This is a genomic window from Gordonia sp. DT30, assembly GCF_049844915.1.
In the GTDB taxonomy this organism is placed as follows: Bacteria; Actinomycetota; Actinomycetes; order Mycobacteriales; family Mycobacteriaceae; genus Gordonia.
Genome location: NZ_JBNCLY010000018.1, coordinates 67,627 through 89,795 on the forward strand (window position 1 = coordinate 67,627; position 22,169 = coordinate 89,795).

19 protein-coding genes and 1 pseudogene are annotated in these 22,169 nt (G+C 67.6%); 9 read left to right on the forward strand and 11 right to left on the reverse strand.

The window, feature by feature from the left end:
- Nucleotides 1-24: 24 nt before the first annotated feature.
- The 5 genes from ACLQ3C_RS16365 to ACLQ3C_RS16385 all read right to left on the reverse strand — a co-directional run bounded on the left by ACLQ3C_RS16365 (nucleotide 25) and on the right by ACLQ3C_RS16385 (nucleotide 6,149).
- Entirely contained in the window at nucleotides 25-1,209 is a 1,185-nt protein-coding gene (locus ACLQ3C_RS16365; RefSeq protein ID WP_425706138.1) for an NAD(P)/FAD-dependent oxidoreductase, read from the reverse strand.
- Between the two features lie 82 nt (nucleotides 1,210-1,291).
- Nucleotides 1,292-2,887, reverse strand: coding sequence for a phytoene desaturase family protein (gene crtI, locus ACLQ3C_RS16370; protein WP_425706139.1), 1,596 nt, complete (start codon nucleotides 2,885-2,887; stop codon nucleotides 1,292-1,294).
- Complete coding sequence (locus tag ACLQ3C_RS16375) at nucleotides 2,884-3,783, reverse strand: phytoene/squalene synthase family protein (protein WP_425706140.1); 900 nt, start codon at nucleotides 3,781-3,783, stop codon at nucleotides 2,884-2,886. Before ACLQ3C_RS16375 ends, crtI begins: the two co-directional genes overlap by 4 nt.
- Nucleotides 3,780-4,343 (reverse strand): isopentenyl-diphosphate Delta-isomerase, encoded by a 564-nt coding sequence (gene idi, locus ACLQ3C_RS16380; RefSeq protein ID WP_425706141.1) that lies wholly within the window; start codon nucleotides 4,341-4,343, stop codon nucleotides 3,780-3,782. Before idi ends, ACLQ3C_RS16375 begins: the two co-directional genes overlap by 4 nt.
- 90 nt (nucleotides 4,344-4,433) lie before the next feature.
- Nucleotides 4,434-6,149 carry an alpha/beta hydrolase gene (locus ACLQ3C_RS16385; protein ID WP_425706142.1) on the reverse strand — a complete coding sequence of 572 codons (1,716 nt, stop codon included), beginning with the start codon at nucleotides 6,147-6,149 and terminating at the stop codon, nucleotides 4,434-4,436.
- 87 nt (nucleotides 6,150-6,236) lie between these two features.
- Here ACLQ3C_RS16385 and ACLQ3C_RS16390 point away from each other — a divergent pair, with 87 nt between their 5' ends.
- On the forward strand, nucleotides 6,237-6,986 hold the full coding sequence (locus tag ACLQ3C_RS16390; RefSeq protein ID WP_425706143.1) for a CPBP family intramembrane glutamic endopeptidase: 750 nt from the start codon (nucleotides 6,237-6,239) through the stop codon (nucleotides 6,984-6,986).
- A 45-nt stretch (nucleotides 6,987-7,031) separates the two neighbouring features.
- Nucleotides 7,032-8,360 (forward strand): competence/damage-inducible protein A, encoded by a 1,329-nt coding sequence (locus tag ACLQ3C_RS16395; protein ID WP_425706144.1) that lies wholly within the window; start codon nucleotides 7,032-7,034, stop codon nucleotides 8,358-8,360.
- A gap of 9 nt (nucleotides 8,361-8,369) precedes the next feature.
- On the opposite strand, the gene ACLQ3C_RS16400 is transcribed toward ACLQ3C_RS16395, so the two are convergent.
- Together ACLQ3C_RS16400 and ACLQ3C_RS16405 are read right to left on the reverse strand one after the other, a co-directional pair.
- The gene (locus ACLQ3C_RS16400; RefSeq protein WP_425706145.1) at nucleotides 8,370-9,407 is read right to left on the reverse strand and encodes an NAD(P)H-dependent flavin oxidoreductase; all 1,038 of its coding nucleotides are present in this window, start codon (nucleotides 9,405-9,407) and stop codon (nucleotides 8,370-8,372) included.
- The gene (locus ACLQ3C_RS16405) at nucleotides 9,407-10,384 is read right to left on the reverse strand and encodes a GlxA family transcriptional regulator (protein ID WP_425706146.1); all 978 of its coding nucleotides are present in this window, start codon (nucleotides 10,382-10,384) and stop codon (nucleotides 9,407-9,409) included. The genes ACLQ3C_RS16400 and ACLQ3C_RS16405 overlap by 1 nt, the downstream gene beginning before the upstream one ends.
- Before the next feature lie 83 nt (nucleotides 10,385-10,467).
- Between ACLQ3C_RS16405 and ACLQ3C_RS16410 the strand changes: the two genes are divergently transcribed.
- The 7 genes and pseudogenes from ACLQ3C_RS16410 to ACLQ3C_RS16440 all read left to right on the forward strand — a co-directional run bounded on the left by ACLQ3C_RS16410 (nucleotide 10,468) and on the right by ACLQ3C_RS16440 (nucleotide 16,839).
- Entirely contained in the window at nucleotides 10,468-10,689 is a 222-nt protein-coding gene (locus ACLQ3C_RS16410; protein WP_425706147.1) for a hypothetical protein, read from the forward strand.
- Between the two features lie 28 nt (nucleotides 10,690-10,717).
- On the forward strand, nucleotides 10,718-11,392 hold the full coding sequence (locus ACLQ3C_RS16415; protein ID WP_425706148.1) for a FadR/GntR family transcriptional regulator: 675 nt from the start codon (nucleotides 10,718-10,720) through the stop codon (nucleotides 11,390-11,392).
- The gene (locus ACLQ3C_RS16420; protein ID WP_425706149.1) at nucleotides 11,389-12,621 is read left to right on the forward strand and encodes a CynX/NimT family MFS transporter; all 1,233 of its coding nucleotides are present in this window, start codon (nucleotides 11,389-11,391) and stop codon (nucleotides 12,619-12,621) included. Before ACLQ3C_RS16415 ends, ACLQ3C_RS16420 begins: the two co-directional genes overlap by 4 nt.
- 68 nt (nucleotides 12,622-12,689) lie before the next feature.
- Nucleotides 12,690-14,897: an RNA polymerase recycling motor ATPase HelR gene (gene helR, locus ACLQ3C_RS16425; RefSeq protein ID WP_425706150.1), complete on the forward strand. Its 2,208-nt coding sequence runs from the start codon at nucleotides 12,690-12,692 to the stop codon at nucleotides 14,895-14,897.
- Nucleotides 14,898-14,905: 8 nt separating this feature from the next.
- On the forward strand, nucleotides 14,906-15,793 hold the full coding sequence (locus tag ACLQ3C_RS16430) for an LLM class flavin-dependent oxidoreductase (protein ID WP_425706151.1): 888 nt from the start codon (nucleotides 14,906-14,908) through the stop codon (nucleotides 15,791-15,793).
- Nucleotides 15,794-16,289: 496 nt separating this feature from the next.
- Nucleotides 16,290-16,413, forward strand: a pseudogene (locus tag ACLQ3C_RS16435) (hypothetical protein); the annotation flags it as partial.
- Between the two features lie 39 nt (nucleotides 16,414-16,452).
- Nucleotides 16,453-16,839 carry a transposase gene (locus tag ACLQ3C_RS16440; protein ID WP_425706152.1) on the forward strand — a complete coding sequence of 129 codons (387 nt, stop codon included), beginning with the start codon at nucleotides 16,453-16,455 and terminating at the stop codon, nucleotides 16,837-16,839.
- A 303-nt stretch (nucleotides 16,840-17,142) separates the two neighbouring features.
- On the opposite strand, the gene ACLQ3C_RS16445 is transcribed toward ACLQ3C_RS16440, so the two are convergent.
- The 4 genes from ACLQ3C_RS16445 to ACLQ3C_RS16460 all read right to left on the reverse strand — a co-directional run bounded on the left by ACLQ3C_RS16445 (nucleotide 17,143) and on the right by ACLQ3C_RS16460 (nucleotide 21,478).
- Nucleotides 17,143-17,670 carry a hypothetical protein gene (locus tag ACLQ3C_RS16445; RefSeq protein ID WP_425706153.1) on the reverse strand — a complete coding sequence of 176 codons (528 nt, stop codon included), beginning with the start codon at nucleotides 17,668-17,670 and terminating at the stop codon, nucleotides 17,143-17,145.
- A gap of 246 nt (nucleotides 17,671-17,916) precedes the next feature.
- On the reverse strand, nucleotides 17,917-20,403 hold the full coding sequence (locus tag ACLQ3C_RS16450) for a hypothetical protein (protein WP_425706154.1): 2,487 nt from the start codon (nucleotides 20,401-20,403) through the stop codon (nucleotides 17,917-17,919).
- Nucleotides 20,400-20,744, reverse strand: coding sequence for a hypothetical protein (locus tag ACLQ3C_RS16455; RefSeq protein ID WP_425706161.1), 345 nt, complete (start codon nucleotides 20,742-20,744; stop codon nucleotides 20,400-20,402). The genes ACLQ3C_RS16450 and ACLQ3C_RS16455 overlap by 4 nt, the downstream gene beginning before the upstream one ends.
- 128 nt (nucleotides 20,745-20,872) lie before the next feature.
- Nucleotides 20,873-21,478: an MspA family porin gene (locus ACLQ3C_RS16460; RefSeq protein WP_425706155.1), complete on the reverse strand. Its 606-nt coding sequence runs from the start codon at nucleotides 21,476-21,478 to the stop codon at nucleotides 20,873-20,875.
- Nucleotides 21,479-22,169: the final 691 nt, after the last annotated feature.

The following is a 22,169-nucleotide window of genomic DNA, read 5'->3' on the forward strand; positions in this document are numbered from 1 at the left end:
TCTCTCGGAAACCGCTTGGAATGCCTACCGTTCGGGTGGCACGGGATCACCGGCGGTGATCAGCGCCTTGATGTTGTCGAGCTGATCCCAGATGTTGACCTGCATCCCGGCCAGCACGCGACCGTCCTCGCCGACCCAGTAGGCGACGAATTCGCGACCGGCGACATCACCACGCAGCACGACCTCGTCGTCGGGGCCGGCCAGCCCGGTGTACTCCATGCCGAGGTCGAACTGGTCGGTGAAGAAGTACGGCAGATTGGTGTATTGCTCTGCTCCGCCAAGCACATTCGCGGCCGCAACGGCCGGCTGATTGAGTGCGTTGGCCCAGTGCTCGGTGCGTACCCGCCGCTTCAGAATCGGGTGCGCCGCGTTCACGATGTCGCCGACGACGAAGATGTCGGGATCGCTGCTGCGCAGCCCGGCGTCGACGAGGACTCCGCCGCCGTCGATGTCGAGTCCCGCCGATCGGGCCGGACCGAGTGCCGGGACCGCACCGGCGGCGACGAGCACGGCGTCGGCGTCGATGGTGGCGCCGTCGCCGAGCCGGATGCCGGTCGCCACCCCCGCGTCGACGAGGATCTCCTCGACCTGCGCGTTGGTGCGTATGTCGACACCGTGTTCACGATGTAGGCCCGCGAACACCTCGGCCACCTGCGCGCCCAGCACCCGCAGCAGCGGCAGTTCGCCGGCCTCCAGCACGGTGACCTCCGCGCCGCGTCCGCGTGCCGAGGCAGCCACCTCCAGCCCGATCCAGCCGCCACCGATGATCGCCAGCCGACGGCCCGGCCCGACGTCGTCATCCAAGGCATGTGCGTCGTCGAGCGTGCGCAGATAGTGCACGTGGGCGGCGTCGGCGCCGGGGAGATCCAGATGTCGTGAGGACGACCCGGTGGCAAGCACCAGCTTGTCGTAACCGAGGGTCGATCCATCGGGCAGCGCAACGGTTTTCGCCGCGGCGTCGATGCGTTCGACGGTGGTACCCGGGCGCAGGTCTATCTTGTTGTCGCGATACCAGTCGGCGTCGTGCACGGTGAACTCGTCGGGCTTCTTGGTGCCGGCGAGGAAGTCTTTGGACAGCGGTGGCCGCTCGTAGGGGAGCCGGTTCTCCGCCCCGATCAGCACCACGTCACCGTCGAAATCCTGTTGACGCAATGCCTCGGCGGTCTTGGCTCCCGCCAGGCCGCCGCCGACGATCACAACTGAGGTCATGGCGTTCCTGCCTTCCTGGAGGGGACGCGTTCCACCGTACCCGCGGCGCGCGGACCATTCCGATATACGCGCGAACCGCGGCTTAATCCGACGGGCCGGTGGACCGGTCACCCCGCAACCGTTTGCGGATCAGCTCGGCGCTGATCAGGCACATCGGCAGACCGATCCCCGGACGGGTGGAGGCACCCGCGTAGTAGAGGCCGTCGACCTTGCGGGAGCGGTTGGTGGCACGCAGAAAAGCACTCTGCCGCAACGTGTGCGCCGGCCCGAGTGCACCACCGGACCACGAGTTGACGTCGGCGACGAAGTCGGCGGGACCGATGGTGCGCCGCAGGACGATCCGGTCGGCGAGGTCGCCGATGCCCGCCCAGTCGGCGACGAGGTCGATGGCGCGGTCGGCGATCTGCTCGATCACCGGGTCACCGGATCCGTCCGGCCCACCGCGTCCCAGTTCGGGATCCGGTGGAACCGGTATCAGCACAAACAGATTCTCGTGGTCGGCGGGAGCGACCGAATCATCGGTGGCCGACGGCCGGCACACGTACAGCGACGCCGGGTCGGGAACCCGGGTGGGTTCGGTGAAGATCGCATCGAAGTTGTCGTGCCAGTCCGCGGTGAAGAACAGGGAATGATGCGCCAGTTGCGGCAACTCGCCGCGCACCCCGAGCAGCACCAGCACCGCTCCAGGTCCGGAGGTCCGCCGATTCCACCACCGTTGGCCGAAGGTCTGTAAAGGCTTTGGCAGCAACCGGGTTTCGAGGTGATGCAGATCCGCTGCGCCGATCACGACGTCGGCGGGCATCGTGGTCTCGGTGCCGTCGGGCCCGAGCACGCGGACGCCGGTGACCGCGGCGCGCCGGCCGATCGGCGCTCGCCGGCGAAGGCCCCGCGTGCAGATCTCGACAGCCGTTGTGTCCGTGTGTAATCGGGCGCCTTGCTCGCGCGCCACCTCGACGAGCGCGTCGACGAACCGGGCGAATCCGCCCTGCGGGTATCGCACCCCGTCGTCGAGGTCGAGCCAACTCATCAGGTGATACATCGCCGGCGCCCGTTCCGGACTGGCCCCGAGGAACACCGACGGATAGCCGAGGATCTGTCGCAGCCTGCGGTCGCGAAAGTGCCGGGCGGCGAAATGCTCCAGACTCTCGGTGAGCAAGCGCGCCAACAGCGGTACCCGGCGCAACAATTCGGCGCCGGCGAAGGCGGCCGGCGACTCGAAGTTGGTGTAGAGAAAGCGCCGCACCGCGACGTCGTAGGTGTCTTGGGCCGACTCCAGGTATTTGTCGAAGACGGCACCGGCTCCGGGTTCGATCCGCTCGAACATCTCGCGATTGCGGGCGCGATCGCCGGACACGTCGACCGACTCCGCCGTGCCCTCGCCCTCCCCGTCGTCTTCGAAGAACACCCGATAGCCCGGCTCGAGGCGCGTCAGATCCAGGTGTGCCTCGGTGGAGGTGCCCAGTAGCGCGAAGAAGTGGTCGAAGACCTCGGGCATCAGCCACCACGACGGGCCGGTGTCGAAGCGGAAGCCGTCACGTTCCCAGCGTCCGGCGCGACCGCCCGGCTCGGGGTTCTTCTCGACGACGTCGACGTCGTGGCCGTCGGCGGCCAGCAGCGCCGCGGTCGCCAACCCGGCCACCCCGCCGCCGATGATGACCACCCGCTGCGCACCGCTCATCGGGTCACCGCGTCGACAGTGCCCGGGCGGCCACGCCTGCGGACCGCGGCCACGGCGATACGCATCTTGGCGGGCGCCGGCACCCGCACGCGGCGGGTGACCGCCACCTCGGGCGGGGTCCGCCGCAGCCGTGCCGACAGGTCGGCGAACAGATCGTGGGCGACACACACGGCGACCCGCGACTGGCGGGGCAGTTCGGGGATCATGGCTGCGGCCGCGGCGAGGTCGGCGTCGATCTCGTCGAGCCATGCCCGCCATGCCGCAGCACTCGGCGCACGCGGGTCGAGCCCGGTCAGGTAGCGCCGGCCGAGTTCGCCGTCGTCGACGCCGAGGTCGCGCAAGAAATTGACCTTCTGGAAGGCGGCCCCGAGCCGGCGTGCGCCGTCACCCAGCGCCTCGTACCGGGCATCGCGGCCGGGGAGGTCGGCGACGAACACCCGCAGGCACATCAGGCCCACGACCTCGGCCGATCCGTAGATGTAGGCGGCCAGGCTCTGCTCGTCGTGGACGCTGTGGTCCAGGTCGGTGCGCATGGATGCGAAGAACGGGCCGGTCAGGGACGCGTCGATACCCACCCGGCGGGCGGTGCGGGCGAACGCATGCACCAGCAGGTTCGTGCTCGTCCCGGTGCCGAGCGCCGCGACTGTCTCGGCTTCGAGCTGATCGAGCGCGCTCCGCAGCCGCGCCGGATCGTGCCCGGGACGCGGCGCGTCGACGATCTCGTCGGCCAGGCGGGCCAGCGCGTAGACGTTGCGTATTTCCCGGCGTTCGCGTCCGGCCAGCAGCCGCGACGCCAGCCCGAACGACGACGAGTACCGCCGGATCACCAGGTCGGCGCTGGCCTCGGCGACGTCGTCGTAGAGCCGATGCGCCCCGGCCGTGGTGCGGTATCTCACGACGGGTCCCGGTCATGCCCGCGATAGGGGTCCGGTCCGGTCCCGAGCGCATGTACCTGGTCGACGAACCACGGACTCAACAACCACGGAGTGTGCCGGGCCGCCGACCAGACGTCGTCGATACCCGTCCACGCCACATCCATGACCTCGTCGGGATCGGGCCGCACCGCTCCGGCCGGGCGGGCCACGAACACCGGACACACCTCGTTCTCGACCACGCCGCCGGCGTCGACGGCACGGTAGCGGAAGTCGGGCAGCACGCAGCGCACATCGGTCAGGCGCAGGCCGAGTTCCCGCTGCGCATAGCGATGTACCGCGGCCTCGACGCTCTCCCCGGGACGTGGATGACCACAGAAGGAGTTGGTCCACACGCCCGGCCATGTCTTCTTGGCCAACGCACGCCGGGTCATGAGCAGCCGGCCCGCCTCGACGAGGTGGCACGAGAACGCGAGGTGCAGCGGAGTGGCAGCCGTATGCACCGACAGCCGGTCGGCAGTTCCGCACGGCGTGCCGTCGGGCTCGACGAGCACCACCAGGTCCTCGCTGCGGTCCTCGGTCATGTGCGCTCTACTCCCGTGCTCGGTCGCCACTTGCTGCCTCCAGCCAACAGCACGTGCGCGCCGGCGCCAATTCCGGTGGGCCCGGCCACCTCAGTCGCGGTGCAGCAGCGGCAGCAGTCGCTGGGTCTTCTCGGGTGTCCACCCCGGTGGTTGCAGGATGCTCGCCCATGACGACGGGATCGCCGACAGGTAGTTGTGGCCGTGCCCGTCCGGCACGTCGATCGAGACCGCCATATCCGCCGACACCTGCAAGAACGTGACGAACGGAATCCACGTCATCGCGCCGAGCACGTCGCGTCCGTGTGCTTCCTTGAGCCAGTCCGGCTCGTTGAGGATGAGCCTCGGCGACCACCAGGCGATCGGATCCGAGGCATGCTGCAGGTACACGATGTGCGGGTCGGCCCACGGCGCCGCCGGGCGGTCGAGATCTGCGGCATCGGCGATGAAGCGGACGTGCTGCCCACCGTCGTAGATGGGCAGCACCTGTGGTGAGCCCGCATCGCGCTCGGCGGTGGCGTCGCTCCACAGCCGGTTGTTGAACGTCGGTCCGACGAACAGCGCGCCGTCGGTACGGGCGACGACGGTCGGCACCGTGCCGAACGCGGCCTCGGCACCGAACGACCCCAGGCTCTCGCCGAACACCACGACCTTGGGTCGCCGACCCTCCGGCAGCGCCCGGATGCGAGCATCGACCGCCTCGAACAGTGCGCTGCCTGCCTGCCTGGCTCGTTCGCTGTCGACGAGGAATGACAACCAGCTCGGCAGATACGAGTACTGCATCGAGACAGTCGCCACGTTGCCGTTGTACATGTATTCCAGCGAGTCGACGGTGGACTTGTTCAGCCAGCCCGATCCGGTCGCCGACCCGATCGCCACCACCGCCCGATTCAGCCCGCCGGCCCGGACCAATTCGTCGGCGGCCAGTGCGGCATTCGCCCGCAGGTCGTCCCCCGACCCGAGACCGACGAAGGCACGGATCGGTTCCGTCGCGGGCGTCCCGTTGAACTCCGAAAGCTGTTGCGTACCAGGACCGTTCGCGACGAATTTCCGGCCCTCACGCCCGAGCGACGCCCAGCTGACCAGCGATTCCGGTCCGCCCGATCGCAGGGCCGTCGCGGGCGGGTTGGTCGTCGGGTCGGTCTCGTCGTTGGCGGCGGCAAACGAGGCGTTGAGCCACTTCATCGAGTAATTGGCCACCACCCCGTTGAGGATGAACACGCTGATCAAGGCGATCACCGTCACCCCGGCCACCGCCGAGATCCGAGGTGGTGCAAAGCGATTGAGCTTGTACACCGCCCAGACGACCAGCGCGGCCCACAGCTGTCCGATCACCATCAGGATCACGAACACGGTCACCGCGACGACGAGGATGGTCGGATACGCCGTCCACGACAGCTGCCCGACCCGCATGAGCGACCGAATCTCGGTCTGCCACTCCGAATACCACCAGAACATGACGGCCGTGCCGACGGCGAACACGAGCGCCAGGCCCGCCCACACGTACCACGGTGGGGACGGCCACCGCCGGCCGCGCGAGATCATGAATCGCGCGAGCCAGGCGAAGAATGCGCCGAGGCAGTACCCGAGTGCGGCCGCCGCCCCGCTCACGATGCCCTGGAACAGGGGCCCGCGCGGCAGCAGCGACGGCGTCGCCGAGAGCCACAGGAACACGGTGCCCACCACCAGGCCGGAGAAACTGATGCGCCGGCAATAGGCCAGCGCGAGGACTCCGGCCCGCGACCATCGGGAACGGACGACGCTCGCCCCGACCGTGCCCGTCTCCCCCGCCGTGCTCGCCTCCGGCACTGTGTCACGCTCCTGTTGTCCGTACTCTTGTGATTCGTTGCCCACGCGATTCGTTCCCGGCCCGCCGGGCACGTCAGTCGATACATCGTGGCAGAGAACGCCGGTCCGGGCGCGAGCAGCGGGGAGGAGACGATCGTGAACCGTCGGTTCGGTCTGCTCTGCATCGGCGTGGTGGCGATCCTGATCGTCGTCCAGATCCTGGTGTTCGGTCCGTCGATCCCGGACGGCGGGTGGTCGGTCTCGGTGGGGGCGGTCCTCATCCTCCTCATCGGGAAGGCAGTGGGGCTCACCTGGGACGATGTCGGGTTGTCGCCCCGCTCGATGGGTCGCGGCCTGCAATATGCGGGCGTCATCGTGGGGGCGATCGCGGTGATCGCCGCCGTCGGCGTGGCACTTCCGTTCACCCGGGAGCTTTTCCACAACGACGCCTACCGGGACGTAGGGCCGGCGCTCTACTCCGCGCTGATCCTCATCCCGCTGCGTACCGTGCTGGCCGAGGAGCTCATCTTCCGGGGCGTGCTGTTCGGTGCCCTGCGCCGGACCTTCACCCCGCGGACCGCGTTACTCACCCAAGCCGGGCTCTTCGGGCTGTGGCACGTGGCGTCGTCGCTGGGGTTGTCGGCGCACAATCAGGCGCTCGGTGACACCGTCGGGACGGGCGCGTGGGGCACCGCGGCCGGCGTCCTCCTTGCCGTGTTGGTGACCGGATTCGCCGGAATCATCCTGGGCTGGTTGCGTATTCGCAGTGGCAGCCTCCTCGCGCCGATCGCGTTGCACTGGGCGGTCAACGGCGTGGGTGCGATCGCGGCCGCGATCGCCTGGCATCTGCCGAGCTGAGCCGCTGCGACCGCCCACCGCCCGAACGCCACTATGCTCGATCGGGTGAATGCCGACACCGTCTCAGCCCAGCGCGCGACCCCGCAGGCCCCGAAGGTGCGCGCGGGAATCGTGGTCACCGGAACCGAGGTCCTCACGGGCCGAATCACCGACGAGAACGGTCCCTGGGTGGCACAGCGACTGCTCGCCATGGGCGTCGACGTTGCGCATATCACCATCGGTGGGGACCGTCCGGAGGATCTGACGGCGCAGCTGCGTTTCCTCGCCGACACCGGCGTCGACCTCATCGTCACCACTGGTGGGCTCGGTCCGACGGCCGACGATCTGACCGTCGAGACCGTCGCCCGCTTCTGCGAACGGCCGCTCTATCTCGACGACGACCTCGAAAGGCATATCGGTCAGATCATTTCGCGTTGGCAACGGCAACGCGGCGAGGCGGAGTCCGAATCCACCCGCGCCGGGACGCACAAGCAGGCCATGGTCCCTGAAGGGGCGCTCGCGATCCCGCCGGTCGGCACGGCCCCCGGTGTCGCGGTCCCGGCCGTCACCGACGGGGAACGCGGGTTGCCGGCGATCCTGGTCCTGCCCGGCCCACCCCGCGAGTTGCAGGGGATGTGGGACGCCGCGATCAGCGCCGCGCCCGTGGCCGCCGCCATCGCCGGCCGGGGCGATTTCCGCGAGCAGACCATCCGGGCCTTCGGCCTGTCCGAATCCGACCTCGCCGCCACGCTACGGAGCGTCGAGCCGCGGATCGCCGGGATCGGCGACCTCGAGATCACCACCTGCCTGCGTCGCGGCGAGGTGGAGATCGTCACCCGCTACCCCGCAGGCGCACAGCCCGCCTATGACGCGCTGGCCGACGAGCTGCGCGAGCACCATCACGGCGAGATCTTCTCCGTCGACGGCGCCACCATCGACGACCTGGTGGCGGCAACGCTGCAGGGCCGTACCGTGGCGACCGCCGAATCCTGCACCGGTGGCATGATCGCCGCACGCCTCACCGACCGCGCCGGATCGTCGGATTACGTCGTCGGTGGGGTGGTGTCGTATTCGAACGCGGCGAAGTCCGGAACCCTCGACGTTCCCGCAGAACTGATCGACGAGCACGGCGCGGTCAGCGAGCCCGTCGCCGCCGCCATGGCCGCGGGGGCGGTGCGGCGCTTCGGCGTCGACATCGCGGTGTCCACCAGCGGAATTGCCGGCCCCGGCGGCGGCACACCCGGAAAGCCGGTCGGCACAGTATGTTTCGGCCTCGCTTTCGCCGACGGCACCGCGCTGGCACGCACGCTGTACCTGCCCGGCGACCGCGCCGCCGTCCGCGAACGGTCCACCACCGTCGCGATGCATATGCTGCACCGCGCCCTGCAGCCGTAGGCTCGCCGATTACCGGCCGGAGCTGTGCTGGGACTGCGCCCACAGATCCGCGATGATGTGGGCGCCCGAGCCTCCGCCGATGGAGCCGAACGAGGTTCCGGCCCAGAGGTTCACGTCGTCACGGCCACCGGCAGCGGCGGCCGCCTTGCGGAGCGGGCTGGTCAGATGGTGGACGGCCGGATACTCGGCGGGTGCGGTCGAGTCGTAGGTGTCGGTGAAGTCGTTGCGCAGCGCGCGGGCCGGGCGACCGGAGAATGCGCGGGTGACAACGGTTTCGGTCGACGACGGACTCCGCAGCGCGGCTCGGTGCACGGTGCTGGTACCCGCCTCGTCGGAGTCGAGAAGGGCGGTACCGATCTGGACGGCGACGGCCCCGGCGGCCAGATTGTCTGCAACCGCCCGCCCGTCGCAGATCCCGCCGGCGGCGATCACCGGAATGTCGGTGCGCGACACCACCTCTCGGACGAGGGTGATCGCCGGGGTGGTGTTCGGCCGGGTGTCGAGATCGAGGGTGGCGCGGTGTCCACCCGCTTCGGTGCCCTGCACGCACAGTCCGTCCATCCCGATGGCGACCGCCCGGTCGGCATCGTCGGCACTCGCGACACCGGCGACGACCGCGATATCGGCATCATGCAATCGCGCGACGACGTCGACCGACGGCAGCCCGAAGGTGAAGGACACCACCGGAACCCGACGCTCGACGACGAGGTCGATCTTGGCCGCGAAGTGGTCGTCGTCGCCGTCGACGATCTCGGGCAATGGCACCCCGTAGCGCTCCGCCAAGGGCCGCAACGACTCTCGATACCGCTCGACGGCGGCGCGGTCACGGATCGGCGGGCCGGGGATGAAGATGTTGACGCCGTAGTCCACACCCACGTCAGCAACGGCGCCGATGTCGGAGTCGAGGACCTCCGGGGTCTTGTATCCGGCGGCGAGGAAGCCGAATCCGCCGGCCCGGGCGGCGGCGATCACCAGTCCCGGGGTCGACGGACCACCCGCCATCGGGGCCGCGATGATCGGTACCTCGAGCCCACGCAGATCGAACATCACTCACTCCTCTCCATCACGTTCGCCGTGTCACCGGCAAATCGCCGGCGATAGACCACCGGCGCCACTCCCACTGTCGTCGTGAAGTGGTGGCGGAGCAATGTCGCCGACGCGAAACCGGCCAGCCGCCCCACCTCGTCGACCGACAGCGCAGTGGTCTCGAGTAGATGTTTGGCGTGCAGCACGCGTTGCTCGGTCAACCAGCGTCGCGGCGGCATCCCGACCTCGTCGACGAACCGCCGCGCGAAGGTGCGCCCCGACATGTGCATCCGGGCGGCGAGATCGTCGACGGAGACGTCGTGATCGAGATGGGTGATCATCCAGTCCAGCAACTCGCCGAATCCCTCATCGGCGCACGTCGGCACCGGTGCATCGATGAACTGTCGCTGCCCGCCGTCGCGGTGCGGGGAGACCACCATCCGGCGCGCGATGCGATTGGCGATCGCCGACCCCCATTCCTCCCGAACCAGATGCAACGAGGCATCGATACCGGCGGCGGTTCCGGCGCTGGTGGTGATCGGCCCGTCGTCGACGAACAACACATCGGTGTCGACCTTGGCGTCGGGGAACATCCGCGCGAGCTTCTCGCCGTACCTCCAGTGGGTGGTGCAGCGTCGCCCGTCGAGGAGTCCGGCAGCCCCGGCCGCGAACGCTCCGGAGCAGACGGTGAGCACTCGGCCACCGTTGTCGACGACGGTCCGCAGGGTGCGTAGGACGTCTTCCGGGTAGTCCCCGGAGGTGCTGCCGCCCGGCACGGCGACCAGGTCGACGTCGAGGCACTCATCGAGGGTGTACGGGGCTGCGACCGTCACACCGTGGTCGACCTGCAGCGCCGCACCCGGCGTCGGTGATGCGACCCGGAAGTCGAAGGCGGGCACCCCGTCGTCGGTGCGATCGAGCCCGAACACCTCGTTGAGCACTCCGAACTCGAACAGGGCGACGCGCCCGAAGAGCAGAACGGCGACGGAGTTCAACATGAAGACCATTGTGGCAGATATTTTGCGAACAATGGCACCTCCGCCACTAGTGGCAGGAATTGAATGGGCGCATGCTTTCTGTCATGACTCCCCTGATCCTCACCATCGCAGCCCTCATCATCGTTCCCACCGCCGTGATCGTCTACCGTGTCCACCGGAAAGTCGGTGACGCACAACCGGTTCCGCTCGGTCACCTCGTCGGCCTGGCCGTGCGTGACGACCGTCCGTGGCGGTACGGCCCCGACACCGATCGCATCAATGCCGAGCTGCACACACTCCATCTCCAACGCCGCGACTCGGCATGAGTCAAACATGGGATGTTAGCCTGTCTGTATGACGCCGCTCATCACACCGCCCCCGCGCACCAGTTCGCTGGTGGTCGACCGGATGCACGAACTGATCCGCGACAACGTGTGGCCCGTGGGCGCCCGCATCCCCGCCGAGCCCGAACTCGTCGAACAATTCGGCGTGGGCCGCAATACGATTCGCGAGGCGGTGCGCGCACTGGAGCACTCGGGATTGTTGATGCCACGCCGCGGGGACGGCACCTACGTCCGCAGCCGCAACGTGCTCGTCGGCGCCCTCACCCGGGCCACCCCGGACCCGGTACTGACCGATCTGGTCAGCACGCGACGCGCCCTCGAGACCGAGGCCGCCGAGCTCGCGGCGCAGCGGGCCGACGCCGACGACATCGCACGCCTGCGGGCGAAACTCGAGGCGGCCGTCGCCGCACTCGACGCCGACGATGTCACCCGATACGCGCAACTCGACATCGAATTCCACGCCACCATCGTCGAGATCTCCGGAAACCGCCTGCTGATGGAGCTGTACGAAGGTGTCGGCGAGGTCATGCGCCGCACTCACGAGGCCATCGCCGCGGGCGCCACGCACGACGGACACCCCGACGGCCACCACGAGGTGGTGGCGGCGATTGCCGACGGCTCGCCGGAACGCGCACGCGCGGCCGTCCACACCTACCTCGACATCGCCCGCGAGGTGGTCCGATGACGGTGACGGAACCGTCGACCGCATCCGGCCGCACCCGTCGGGCCCGCCCGATCGGCACTGTGCTCACCGCGGTCGGCGTGATGTTGGTGGCGGCGAACCTACGGCCGGTCGTGGTGTCGGTGGCCCCGTTGATCGACGAGATCCGCGCCGACACCGGCTTCAGCAGTACCACCGCCGGTCTGCTCACCACGCTGCCGGTGCTGTTCTTCGGGTTGAGTGCTCCGGTCGCGCCGCGGCTGGCCGCCCGATTCGGCATCGAGCGCACCATCTTCGGCGCATTGCTCCTGCTGATCGTCGGCACCCTCATGCGCCTGGTCCCGGGGACGGCTCTGCTGTTCGCCGGTTCGGCCGTCGTCGGCGCGGCGATCGGCATGTGCAACGTGGTGCTGCCGGCATTGATCAAGCGCGACTTCGCACATCGGTCGGGCTTGATGACCGGTCTCTACTCGATGACACTGTCCGGCGGTGCCGCCGTGGCCGCCGGCGTCACGGTGCCGCTCGACAATGCGCTGGGCAACAACTGGCGACTCACGATCGCCGCCTGGGTGATCCTGGCCGTGGTGACCGCGGTGATCTGGACCCCGCAGATCACCCGGCGCAGCGAAGAAACGGTCGCAGCCACCGGGACGTTGCGCCGCAACACCATCGCGTGGGCGATCACCGTCTTCATGGGCGCCCAGTCACTGGTCTTCTACACCTTCACCGCATGGCTGCCCGCGTACCTGACCAACGACGGCTACTCGGCGGCCGCGGCCGGAACCATTCTGGCGGTCGGGCAGGTCGTCGCGCTCCTCGCGTCGCTGATCGTCCCGATCATCGCGGGCCGCTTCGCCGATCAGCGCGTGATCACGCTCATCGTGGTGGCCCTGTGCGGTATCGGATTGGCCGGGTTGCTGCTCACCGACCACGTGACGGTGCTCTGGACGATCCTGGTGATGTTCGGTCCCGGTGCCTCGATCAGTCTGGCCCTGTTGTTCATGGTGCTGCGCAGTTCGTCGGCCGAACAGACCGGCCAGGTGTCGGGGATGGCGCAGTCGGTGGGCTACATCCTGGCCGCCTTCGGACCCATAGTCGTTGGTGCCCTACATGATTCGACAGGTTCGTGGAACATCGCGATGTCGGTGCTCGCCATCCCGATCCTCGCGCAGGCGGCATCGACGCTGATCGCGGCGCGCGATGTCAAGATGGACCGGAAGCAGCCGGTCGCGAATGCCGGGAGTGCGGGATAGAACTTTCTTCCCACTTCACTGTATAGCGCAGTAGGGGGCTTGCGGCAAGGCCCCCTGCGCGCCTCACAATGGCGCACATGGTTTTTCGTGCCCGAAGTGCCTTCGCCCTGCCCGACTCACATTCCCCCAAGGCTCGCCCGGACGTCATAGGTGACGATGAGCGGCACTTCGCCGCGATCGCCGACCATCTCGCGCAGACGACCGCCGACCTCACCGACCGCCTCGACTCGCTGCGGCACGCCGAGGGCGGTGGGGGCCGCCGGGCCCTCGACCGCGATCTGGAGATCCACGAGACCACCCGCCGGCTCCGGGTCCTGTCCCGGTACCGCGTGGATCTGTGTCTCGGGCGGACCGTCGCCGCCGACGGCACGGTCACCTACATCGGCCGGATCGGACTGACCGATCGCACCGGGGAGCAACTGCTCATCGATTGGCGCACCCCGGCCGCCGAGCCGTTCTTCGCCGCCACCCAGGCCGATCCGAAGGGGCTGGCGAGCCGGCGCCGATACCGGTGGAACCAGGGCACGATCGTCGACTTCTGGGACGAGTCGTTCACCGGCGACACCGGCCATCTGGCGCTCGACGCCGACTCGGCATTCCTCGCCGGCCTGAACGCCGACCGGGAACCACGGATGCGAGATGTGCTGGGCACCATCGCCGCCGACCAGGATGCCATCATACGGGCCGGTAGCCGGGGCGCGCTCGTCGTCGACGGCGGCCCCGGTACCGGCAAGACCGTCGTCGCCCTGCATCGCGCGGCGTATCTCCTCTACGCCGATCCCCGGCTGGCCGGCAACCGCGGCGACCTACTCGTGGTCGGACCACACGACCCCTTTCTCGGCTATGTGTCCGATGTGCTGCCCAGCCTGGGCGAAGAAGGCGTGCACACCTGCACCCTTCGCGACCTCGTTCCCGAAGGTGTCGCTGCCACAACGGAGTCCGATCCGGCAGTCGAGGAGATCAAATCGCGCCTCGACCCGGTTGCGGTGATCGAGCGGGCGGTCGGCTTCTACGAACAACCGCCCACCGATTCGATCGAGATCGAGACTCCGTGGCAGGACGTCGAATTCGGCGTAGGCGAGTGGGCGGAGGCGTTCGGTGTACCGGAGCCCGGCACGCCACACAACGAGGCGCGCGAGGAGGTGTTCGAGGCGATCGTCGACATCGTCGGTGATCTGCTCGACGATCGCGACGCCGTGCCGAGACCGCGACTGCGCACGGCGCTGGCGCACAGCAGCACCCTGGTCGAGGCGTTCGGTGCCGCGTGGCCGGTGCTCGACGCGGCCACCCTGGTCGCCGACCTGTGGTCGGTGCCGGCGTATCTGCGGCTGGCCGCGCCGGAGCTGCGTTCCGCGCAGGTCCGGCTGCTGCAGCGCGCACAGCCCTCCGCGTGGACCACCGCAGATCTCCCGTTGCTCGACGCCGCGCACCGGCGGCTCGGCGACCCGGGCTTCTCCCGTCGTCGCCGTATCCGTGAGGCGACACTCGCCGCCGACCGCGCCGAGATGGACGCCGTCGTCGACCATCTGCTCGCGGCGCACACCCTCGACGACGGCGAGGGACTCGCCCCGATGCTGCGCAACGCCGACCTCCGTGAGGTCCTCGTCGACGAGTCCGCGGCGCCGGGTGCCGACCGCGATCCGCTGGCCGGGCCGTTCGCGCACATCATCGTCGACGAGGCGCAGGAGCTGACCGACGCGGACTGGTCGATGCTGTTGTCCCGCTGCCCTTCCCGTAGCTTCACCATCGTCGGCGACCGCGCCCAGTCCCGCCGCGGGTTCACCGAGACCTGGTCGCAGCGCCTGCACCGCGTCGGCTTCCCCGACGTCCGGCAGGTCGGGTTGTCGATCAACTACCGCACCCCGGAGGAGATCATGGCCGCGGCCGCGCCGGTGATCACCGCCGCGATTCCGGACGCCAACGTGCCGGTCTCCGTCCGCGCCAACGGAATCGACGTCCACCACGGGTCGACAGGCGAGCTCGACACGATCCTCGACGAGTGGGAGCGCGACCATCCCGGCGCCACCGCCTGCGTCATCGCCGCTCCCGATGAGCTGCCCGATCTCCGCACCCGCGAACGCGTTCGGGCCCTGCCGCCCGTACTGGCCAAGGGGCTGGAGTTCGATCTCGTGGTGCTCGTGGAATCCCCTGCGCTGGGCGGCGGCGTCGCGGGAGCCGTCGACCGGTACGTCGCCATGACCCGGGCCACCCAGCGGCTCGCGGTCCTCACCGCCGCACCGCACGCCGCAGCAGTCGGCGACACCGGGCAACGATAGGCTGGGGCATGCGTTTCGGTATCTGCATCCTGCCCGAGCTGACCTGGCGCGAGGCGCAGCCGCGATGGCGCCGCGCCGAGGCGATGGGTTTCGATCACGCCTGGACCTACGATCACCTGGTCTGGGGTGGCCTGCCCGATTCCCGGTGGTTCGCCGGTATCCCGACGCTCACCGCCGCGGCGATGGTCACCGAGCGAATCTCGTTGGGTGCGTTCGTCATCTCGCCCAACTTCCGGCATCCGGTCGCGCTGAGCCGCGAGGTCGCCACGCTCGTCGACATCTCCGACGGCCGGCTGCTGCTCGGGCTCGGCGCCGGCGGCACCCCCGACGACATTCTGCTCGGCGGCGATCGACTGCCACCGCGGCAGCGCGTCGACCGGCTTCAGGAGTTCACCCTGCTCCTCGACCGCACCCTGAGCGAGGACCACGTCGACGCCGACGGTGAGTACTACCAGGCCCGCGACATGCGGCTCGTCGGCGATCCGGTCCGGCCACGGGTGCCGTTCCTGCTGGCGGGCAACGGCCCGCGCTCAGTGCGATTCGCCGCCCGGCACGGCGATGGGTGGATCACCACCGGCGCTCCCGCGGACACGCTCGACGACTGGCTCGACGGGGTCCGAGCCAGCAGTGAACTGCTCACCGACACCCTCGAGAAGGACGGCCGGACCGGAGACTTTCCCCGGTACCTCAGCCTCGACGCCTCACCACGCAACGCGCTGGAGAGCATCGGGTTGTTCGACGAACTCGTCGGCCGCGCAGCCGATCTCGGCTTCACCGATGTGATCGTCCACTGGCCCCGGGCCGAACAGCCGTACCGGGCGTCGGAACGCGTGCTCGACGAGGTCGCCACACGGCTGCAATCCCACTCGCATCCGCGCACCGCTGTGACAGACTGACCGATCATGAGTCGGCGCAGATCGGTAGCGGGCTTGGTCGTCGCGGTGACCGGCGGTGCCCAGGGCATCGGAGCCGAGATCGCCCGGCAACTTGCCGTCGCTGGTTATACACCTCCACCAACGCCGTTGGTCTCAGGAACCTACCGAGTTGCACGACGCGATCACCGTGCTCACCGAGGCGTTCCGGCTACGTGACTATGCTTCTCGCCAAACCGCCTCGGATGGTCGGGAATCCGGCCCTGCCCGGGCGGTGCCGATCGACTGGGCCGAGTTCGTGTGCGCCGCCCTGGCCGGCGCCGCCGCCAAGGCCGGCGGTATCGCTGCGGTGCTGACGGGTCGACCGGAATCCGACGGTCTCCCGCCTGATCACCCTGGTGGCCCGGGATGCGCCGAGGGCCTTGACCGCGATCAACACCGCTCGCGGCGCGGCCCGCCGACTGGCGTGGCAGGCAGCAGGCCCGGCCGCCCCGACCACAACACCGGTGCTGGCCATCCGGTGATCGTCAATCTTGATGCCACCCTGGTCACCGCGCACTCGGAGAAGCAACACGCCGCACCAACGTATATGCGCGGGTATGGGTTTCACCCGTTGTGTGCGTTCGTCGATCACGGGCCCGCCGGTACCGGCGAACCCCTGGCGATGATGTTGCGGGCTGGTAATGCCGGGGCGAACATCGCCGCCGACCACATCACCGTCGTCGATCAGGCACCGGCGCCGAGCCCGCTGCGAAGACCGTATCCGCACCGCCAAAGACTGCGGCCTGACCAACCTGCCACTACACGGGTTCGAGCAGAACCGCATCTGGTGCGCCATCGTCGAGCTGGCCTGCGAGCTACTGGCCTGGACCCAGCTCCTTGCGTTCACCGATCACCCGGCCCGCAGGTGGGAACCTACTAAACGGCTACGGCAGCAACTGTTCTCGATCGCCGCGAAACTCACCCGCCATGCGCGACGTACCCGACTCAAACTCGCCGCCACCGCACCGAACCTGCAGCTCCTCCTCGACGGAATCACCAGAATCGCAACACTTCCCAACCCTGGCTGACCACGCTATCCGACCTGACCACAGACCAGAAAGGACACCCACCTCGGGGCCGTGAACCCCGACGCCCACCGACGCTCGGGCATCCACACACGGCCCGACCCCGGAAATCGGTCCTCAGACCACCCATCCGGGCTCAACCATCACGCAGCGTCGCCACACGAAAGATAGAGGTTAACCTAGGTTAACCTCTACGTGCCGGACTGGTTTATACGATCGCTCCCAGTGCCAATCCTGCCGCAAAGGCTATTAGTGGGTAAGTGATGAGCCAACCGAACCAGCCGGTGAAAGCCCAGCGCAATCGCTTCATGAGAGACCGGGTACCGTTGTCTTGAGCCATGTTCGACAGATTGTACCGATATCAGAGGCTAGGGATTCCCAGTCACTCACCGGTGCTGTGCAGGAGAGTATCGACAGGGCCGCTTTCCCTTCTGTTGTCTTGTACGACACATGTATCCGTCTGATAGCGAGCACTCTATGATCTTCGACGAAGCGGCCTTCGTCGATGCTCACGAAGCCATTTACGAGAACGTGGTGTCCAATCAACTGTGAAGAGTTGAGGTTTAGGATGTCTTGGTCAGTGTCAATTGCGGATAGTTTTAAGCTGACGGATGACATAAAGTCGAAGTATTGAATGACGACGTTAGGGGCAAACGATTCACCCCGGCGCGGAGGTTGAAGCAGTACCCTGCTTGCCATCAGCGAGTTAGCCAGTTCGGTGTCGGCATCGCTCCATCCTACGGGAGCTGCAAACATCAGTTGCGGGTTCACCGCGCGCAAAGTTGCAGGCTTCCCGGTTGCACGGATACCGTACTCGACGGCGGTTAGTGTCACAATGTGCTCCCTTTAAGATTAACCCTAGAGTAGTGAGCTACCTATTATGGCGCCTAGGAGAAAAGCGATCACGGTGGGGATGGCGTAGAAGTTTATCAACCATGTATCAGTAATATTGTCGCCAAGACGGTTGCGTACGAACTTGTTGGTGTCGTCGACGTTATCAACGGCCCATGCTTCACGGGTTTTGATTGCCGAGTGTCGAGGTCGTGTTCGCTTGCTCATTTGCCGGTTCTCTCGCCGTGGTTAGTCGAACAATCCTTTGATCCACCGTGCGGCGTCCGCGCCTGCCTGGCTTCCAACCGCCGCGCCGATACCTCCGCCGATGGCGGTACCAATCGGACCCGCGAACGACCCTATCGCCGCGCCAGCGGCCAAACCGCCAAGCGCACCGCCTGCAATGGCTCCACCCGCGCCAGCGAGTGCATCGCCGCCGTCTTCTTCACCACGATGATACTTGCCGAACTCATCGGCAGCGGTCAACGCGGTCCCGAGAAGGAACGAGCCCCGAGCCAGAGCCTTGCCTGCTGAGCCGAGGCGTGCGATCTCTTCTGCGCTGAGACCGGCTCTGCCCACCGAATGGGATGGTCCTGGCTGCCGGAAAGTAGCTGCGATATCGCCACCGCGTTGCTGTGCGGCGCCAATGGCTGCGGTGACTGCTGGGCCGTTGAGGTCCAGTGGTTCTCCGGTAGCCGGATTGGTGAACAACGTTGATGCCTCGCCCTCGCCACCGGTGGCCGATTGTCCGGTCCCTGCGATGTTGATGGTGTAGGTGGTGCCGTCGGGGTTGGTGCCGGTGTATTGGGTTTGTCCGGTGCGGGGGTTGGTGATGGTGGTGGCGGGTTGCCCGGTCACGGGGTCGGTGCCGGTGTTGACGATGAGTCCTTGTTCGCGCAGTCCGGTGCGGGTTTGCGCGCCCTGCGCGGTGTGTTGCGCTTCGGGGCTGGTGTAGGGGCCCATGCTGGTGGCGGCGGTGAGTTGATCGGTGAACGCTTGGGCTGGATCGTTGCCGGTGGCGCGCACACTGAAGTGAGCGCCGGTGGTGGGATCGGTGTAGACGTTGATCGGATTGCCGTCGTCGTCGACGCTGGCCGTGGCCGCGTAGCCCTGCTCGCGAGCCTCGATGCGTTGTTGAGCGCCGTCTCGTCCTTGTACCGCGGGGCCTTGAGTGTTGGCGATCTGACGGTCGATGACGTCTTGGCTATGTGAGTCGGAGACTGCCTGTTGGGTGGTCGGGGACATGCCTGTCGGCACCTGCGCGGTATCTCCGGTGGTGGGGTCGGTGACGTTGGCGACCGGGGTGCCGTCATCGGTAGCGCCTGAGGTGACCGCCAAGCCCTGATCGCGTAGGGTCTGGCGTTGCTGAGCGGCGTCACGACCGGACACTTCGGGGCCTTGGGTGTTGGCGGTCATCTGGTCCCACTGGCTTTGCGAGTTCGACGCCGCCACTGCTTGCTGAGTATCCGGAGATGGGCCGGTGGCGACCTGACCGCTGTCCCCGGTGACAGGGTCGGTGACGTTGGCGACCGGGGTTCCGTCCGAGGAGGTCCCCGAGGTCACATCCAAGCCTTCTTGCCGCAACGCTTGGCGTTGTTGAGCGCCGTCGCGCCCCTGTACCGCGGGGCCCTGAGTGTTAGCGGTGAGCGCGTCGAAACCGGCTTGCGCTTGCGACTCCTCGTGAGTCGGGTCGGCGACGATGGGATACACCGCATCGGGCGAGGGTTCGACGTGCTGGACCAGGTTCCCGTTGTAGTCGACGGTATACCAGGTTTTCTGAGGTCGTCCGAGGGCGTCGTAGGCCCATGGTTTCGCGATCTGGCTGACTGGTTTACCGGTGGCGTCGTAGATGGTGGCCGACCCGTCCGGATTCACCCCGATATGCCCACCCGGCGGCACGTCTTCATGGAACACGTAGTTTTTCGGGCTGCTCGGATCGTTGATCAACACCAACTGCGACGGACCCACCGTGGCCCGTTCCGACCCGCCACGCCGCAGCAACGACCAACTCTGCAGCCCACCAGACGACGACCGCCCGCCGAGGGCTGCGCGCCGTACCCGAGGGTTCGCCGCGGCGAATGCCGCCGCACCCGCCACGACCCACGCAGCCAGCGGGATCTCCGGTTGCTTCGAGCCCGAATCCAATGCGTGCGGCGGGTTGTTTGGCTCGGCGGTCGCCGCGCCCGGCACGGTTGTCACTGCCGGGGCAGCAGTGCTCGGGGCTACCGGTACTTGACCGGTGGTGTCGCCGGGCGGGACTGGTTGCGGTGCTGTTGGCCGTGCGCTGCCGGTGTTCGGGTTGTTTGGTACCGATTCGCCGTTGCCGGTGCCTGCGGGTGGTTGTGGGGCGGCTTGTCCGGGCACAGTGACGATCGGCGTGCCGTTGCCTTCGCCCGGGCCGGGCCCAATGTTGGAGCCGACTTGTGGGCCACCGGTGCCGTTGGCGCCGGTCGTCGGTACGTACGGCGTGTTCGTAGTGGGTTGGAAGGTGTTGGTAGGTACCGAGACACACGGCCAGTTCGAGCCGTACTGGGCGCGCATCTGATCGCACAACGCGTCCGCGTGTGCCGGAGCCGGTTCGCTGCCGAGCGCCGCTGCGGTGACCCCGCCGCCGATCGCCAACACCGCGGCAGCCAGCAGCCCAGCACCGAGACGATGGCGCGGGACCCGGTGATGCCCCCGACGAACCTTCGACGCCACCGACTGCTCTGCTCGCGTTCCGCTGCTGGATGTCATTTGTTGCCCCACATCAGGGCTCCGAGGATGGCGTTCGCACCGGCCCAAAACCAGCGTCCGGCGATCGACATCACTAGAAAGAACACCAGGAATACCGGAATCACACCCCACCGATCCGACCACACCCCAAGATTCATCAAGTTCGCCGCCGCCAGCACCAGCAGTACGCAGCCGACGAGGAACAGCATCACCTTCAGTACCGGCACCCCACCACTGGCGGAGGGATCGTCCGGCGCAGAAGTCGGGCCAGCCTCGGCGGCCGAGCGACCGGTATGGCCCGCCGTCGTGGGGAGTTCAGTGGTCACGGCGTTGGCGTCGAGGCGATGCGCGCCACCCGACACCGACAAGGAAGAAGTAGGAGCAGTCATACAGGCTCACAGCCCTTCAGGAGACAAATCTGGACGTTTGTTCTTGGATGAAGTCGTCGACCGCACTGGCCGAGCTCGTGGTGACCGGCTAGACCAATGGGTCAGAGGTAGTGGGGTTTGCCGTACACGTTGATCGTGTTGTCGTTCAACGCTGTTGACACGCTGACGGTCACGTACGCCCGTAGGGCGACCGGTCCCAGACAGCCGTCGACCTTTACATGCACGCCGTCGACGGTGATGCCGGCTTTCCCAGTCTGCATCTTCTTCGACCCGAACGGGATGTCGGCGATGGTGCCCGGCCGCAATGTCGTGGAGATGTTCGGGGTGACCGTCGCGCCGATCACCACCGCCGGCGGATAGGAAATGTTCATCTGCGCTGACGGGCCACCCGAGATCCCGACCGTGGCGCCCGAGGTGACGTCGGTGTTGCAGCCGATCTGAAAACCGGCCGCGACAGTGCCCGCCTGCACCGGCACCGAACCGGTACCGGCGATGACACCCTCACCCTTGAGGGAGATGAATCCTTCTCTCGTCCAGCTTGATTGATTAAGCGGTGGTACCGACCGTACCTGCTCGTGCGACTTGATCGCCGAGACGACCCAGCCGTCATCGGTGCGTTTCGTGGTCTGCTGATCAGCAAACGCATTCGAGCTTGCGGCCGACATCCCGACACCCGCCACGGAGGATGCGAGCGCGGCGATCGCCACACACGCACCTGTGAGCGCTCGACGCCGCGCCGTCGCCCCCGGTTGCTGCTGTTCCTGACTGCTTCTCACCTCTCGAGCCACTCCTCGCACACGTCAGTGCACCGACTTGCATGGACGATGCCAGATTCTGAATAGTTCTCGAATACCCAAGCACGACTCACAGGATTCGGCAACCTAAAGATCGCCGTCGCCTTCTTGATTGCGCAAGTCGCTGGTAGGAGCGGTGCACAGGATTTCCGGACCGGAAACAATCCCGAAAACGGGGACGCATTGAGCTCTCCGAGAACAGCAGCAGGAAGCTCGCAAGGAGAAAAGAATGGGAGCGTGCCCGGGCTACCGCCATGACTCGCCAGCACAAGCCGCAGCGGCGGAAAGTCGAGGCCACCTGTCAAGCGTCGTCATCGTTGATCGGCCTGTGATGGACTGCTGGCATCATCGATCGTGGCGACCTCCGCTGACAACCCAATCGGCCCACGCGCATGCGCAGCGGCACTCGCGTCGTCTTGGCCGACGGACGATACGGTCACGTAGCCCGACTCCGACTCGGCTGTTAGCCTCGATCTTTCGTGTGGCAACGCTGCGTGATGGTTGAGCCCGGATGGGTGGTCTGAGGACCGATTTCCGGGGTCGGGCCGTGTGTGGGTGCCCGAGCGTCGGTGGGCGTCGGGGTTCACGGCCCCGAGGTGGGTGT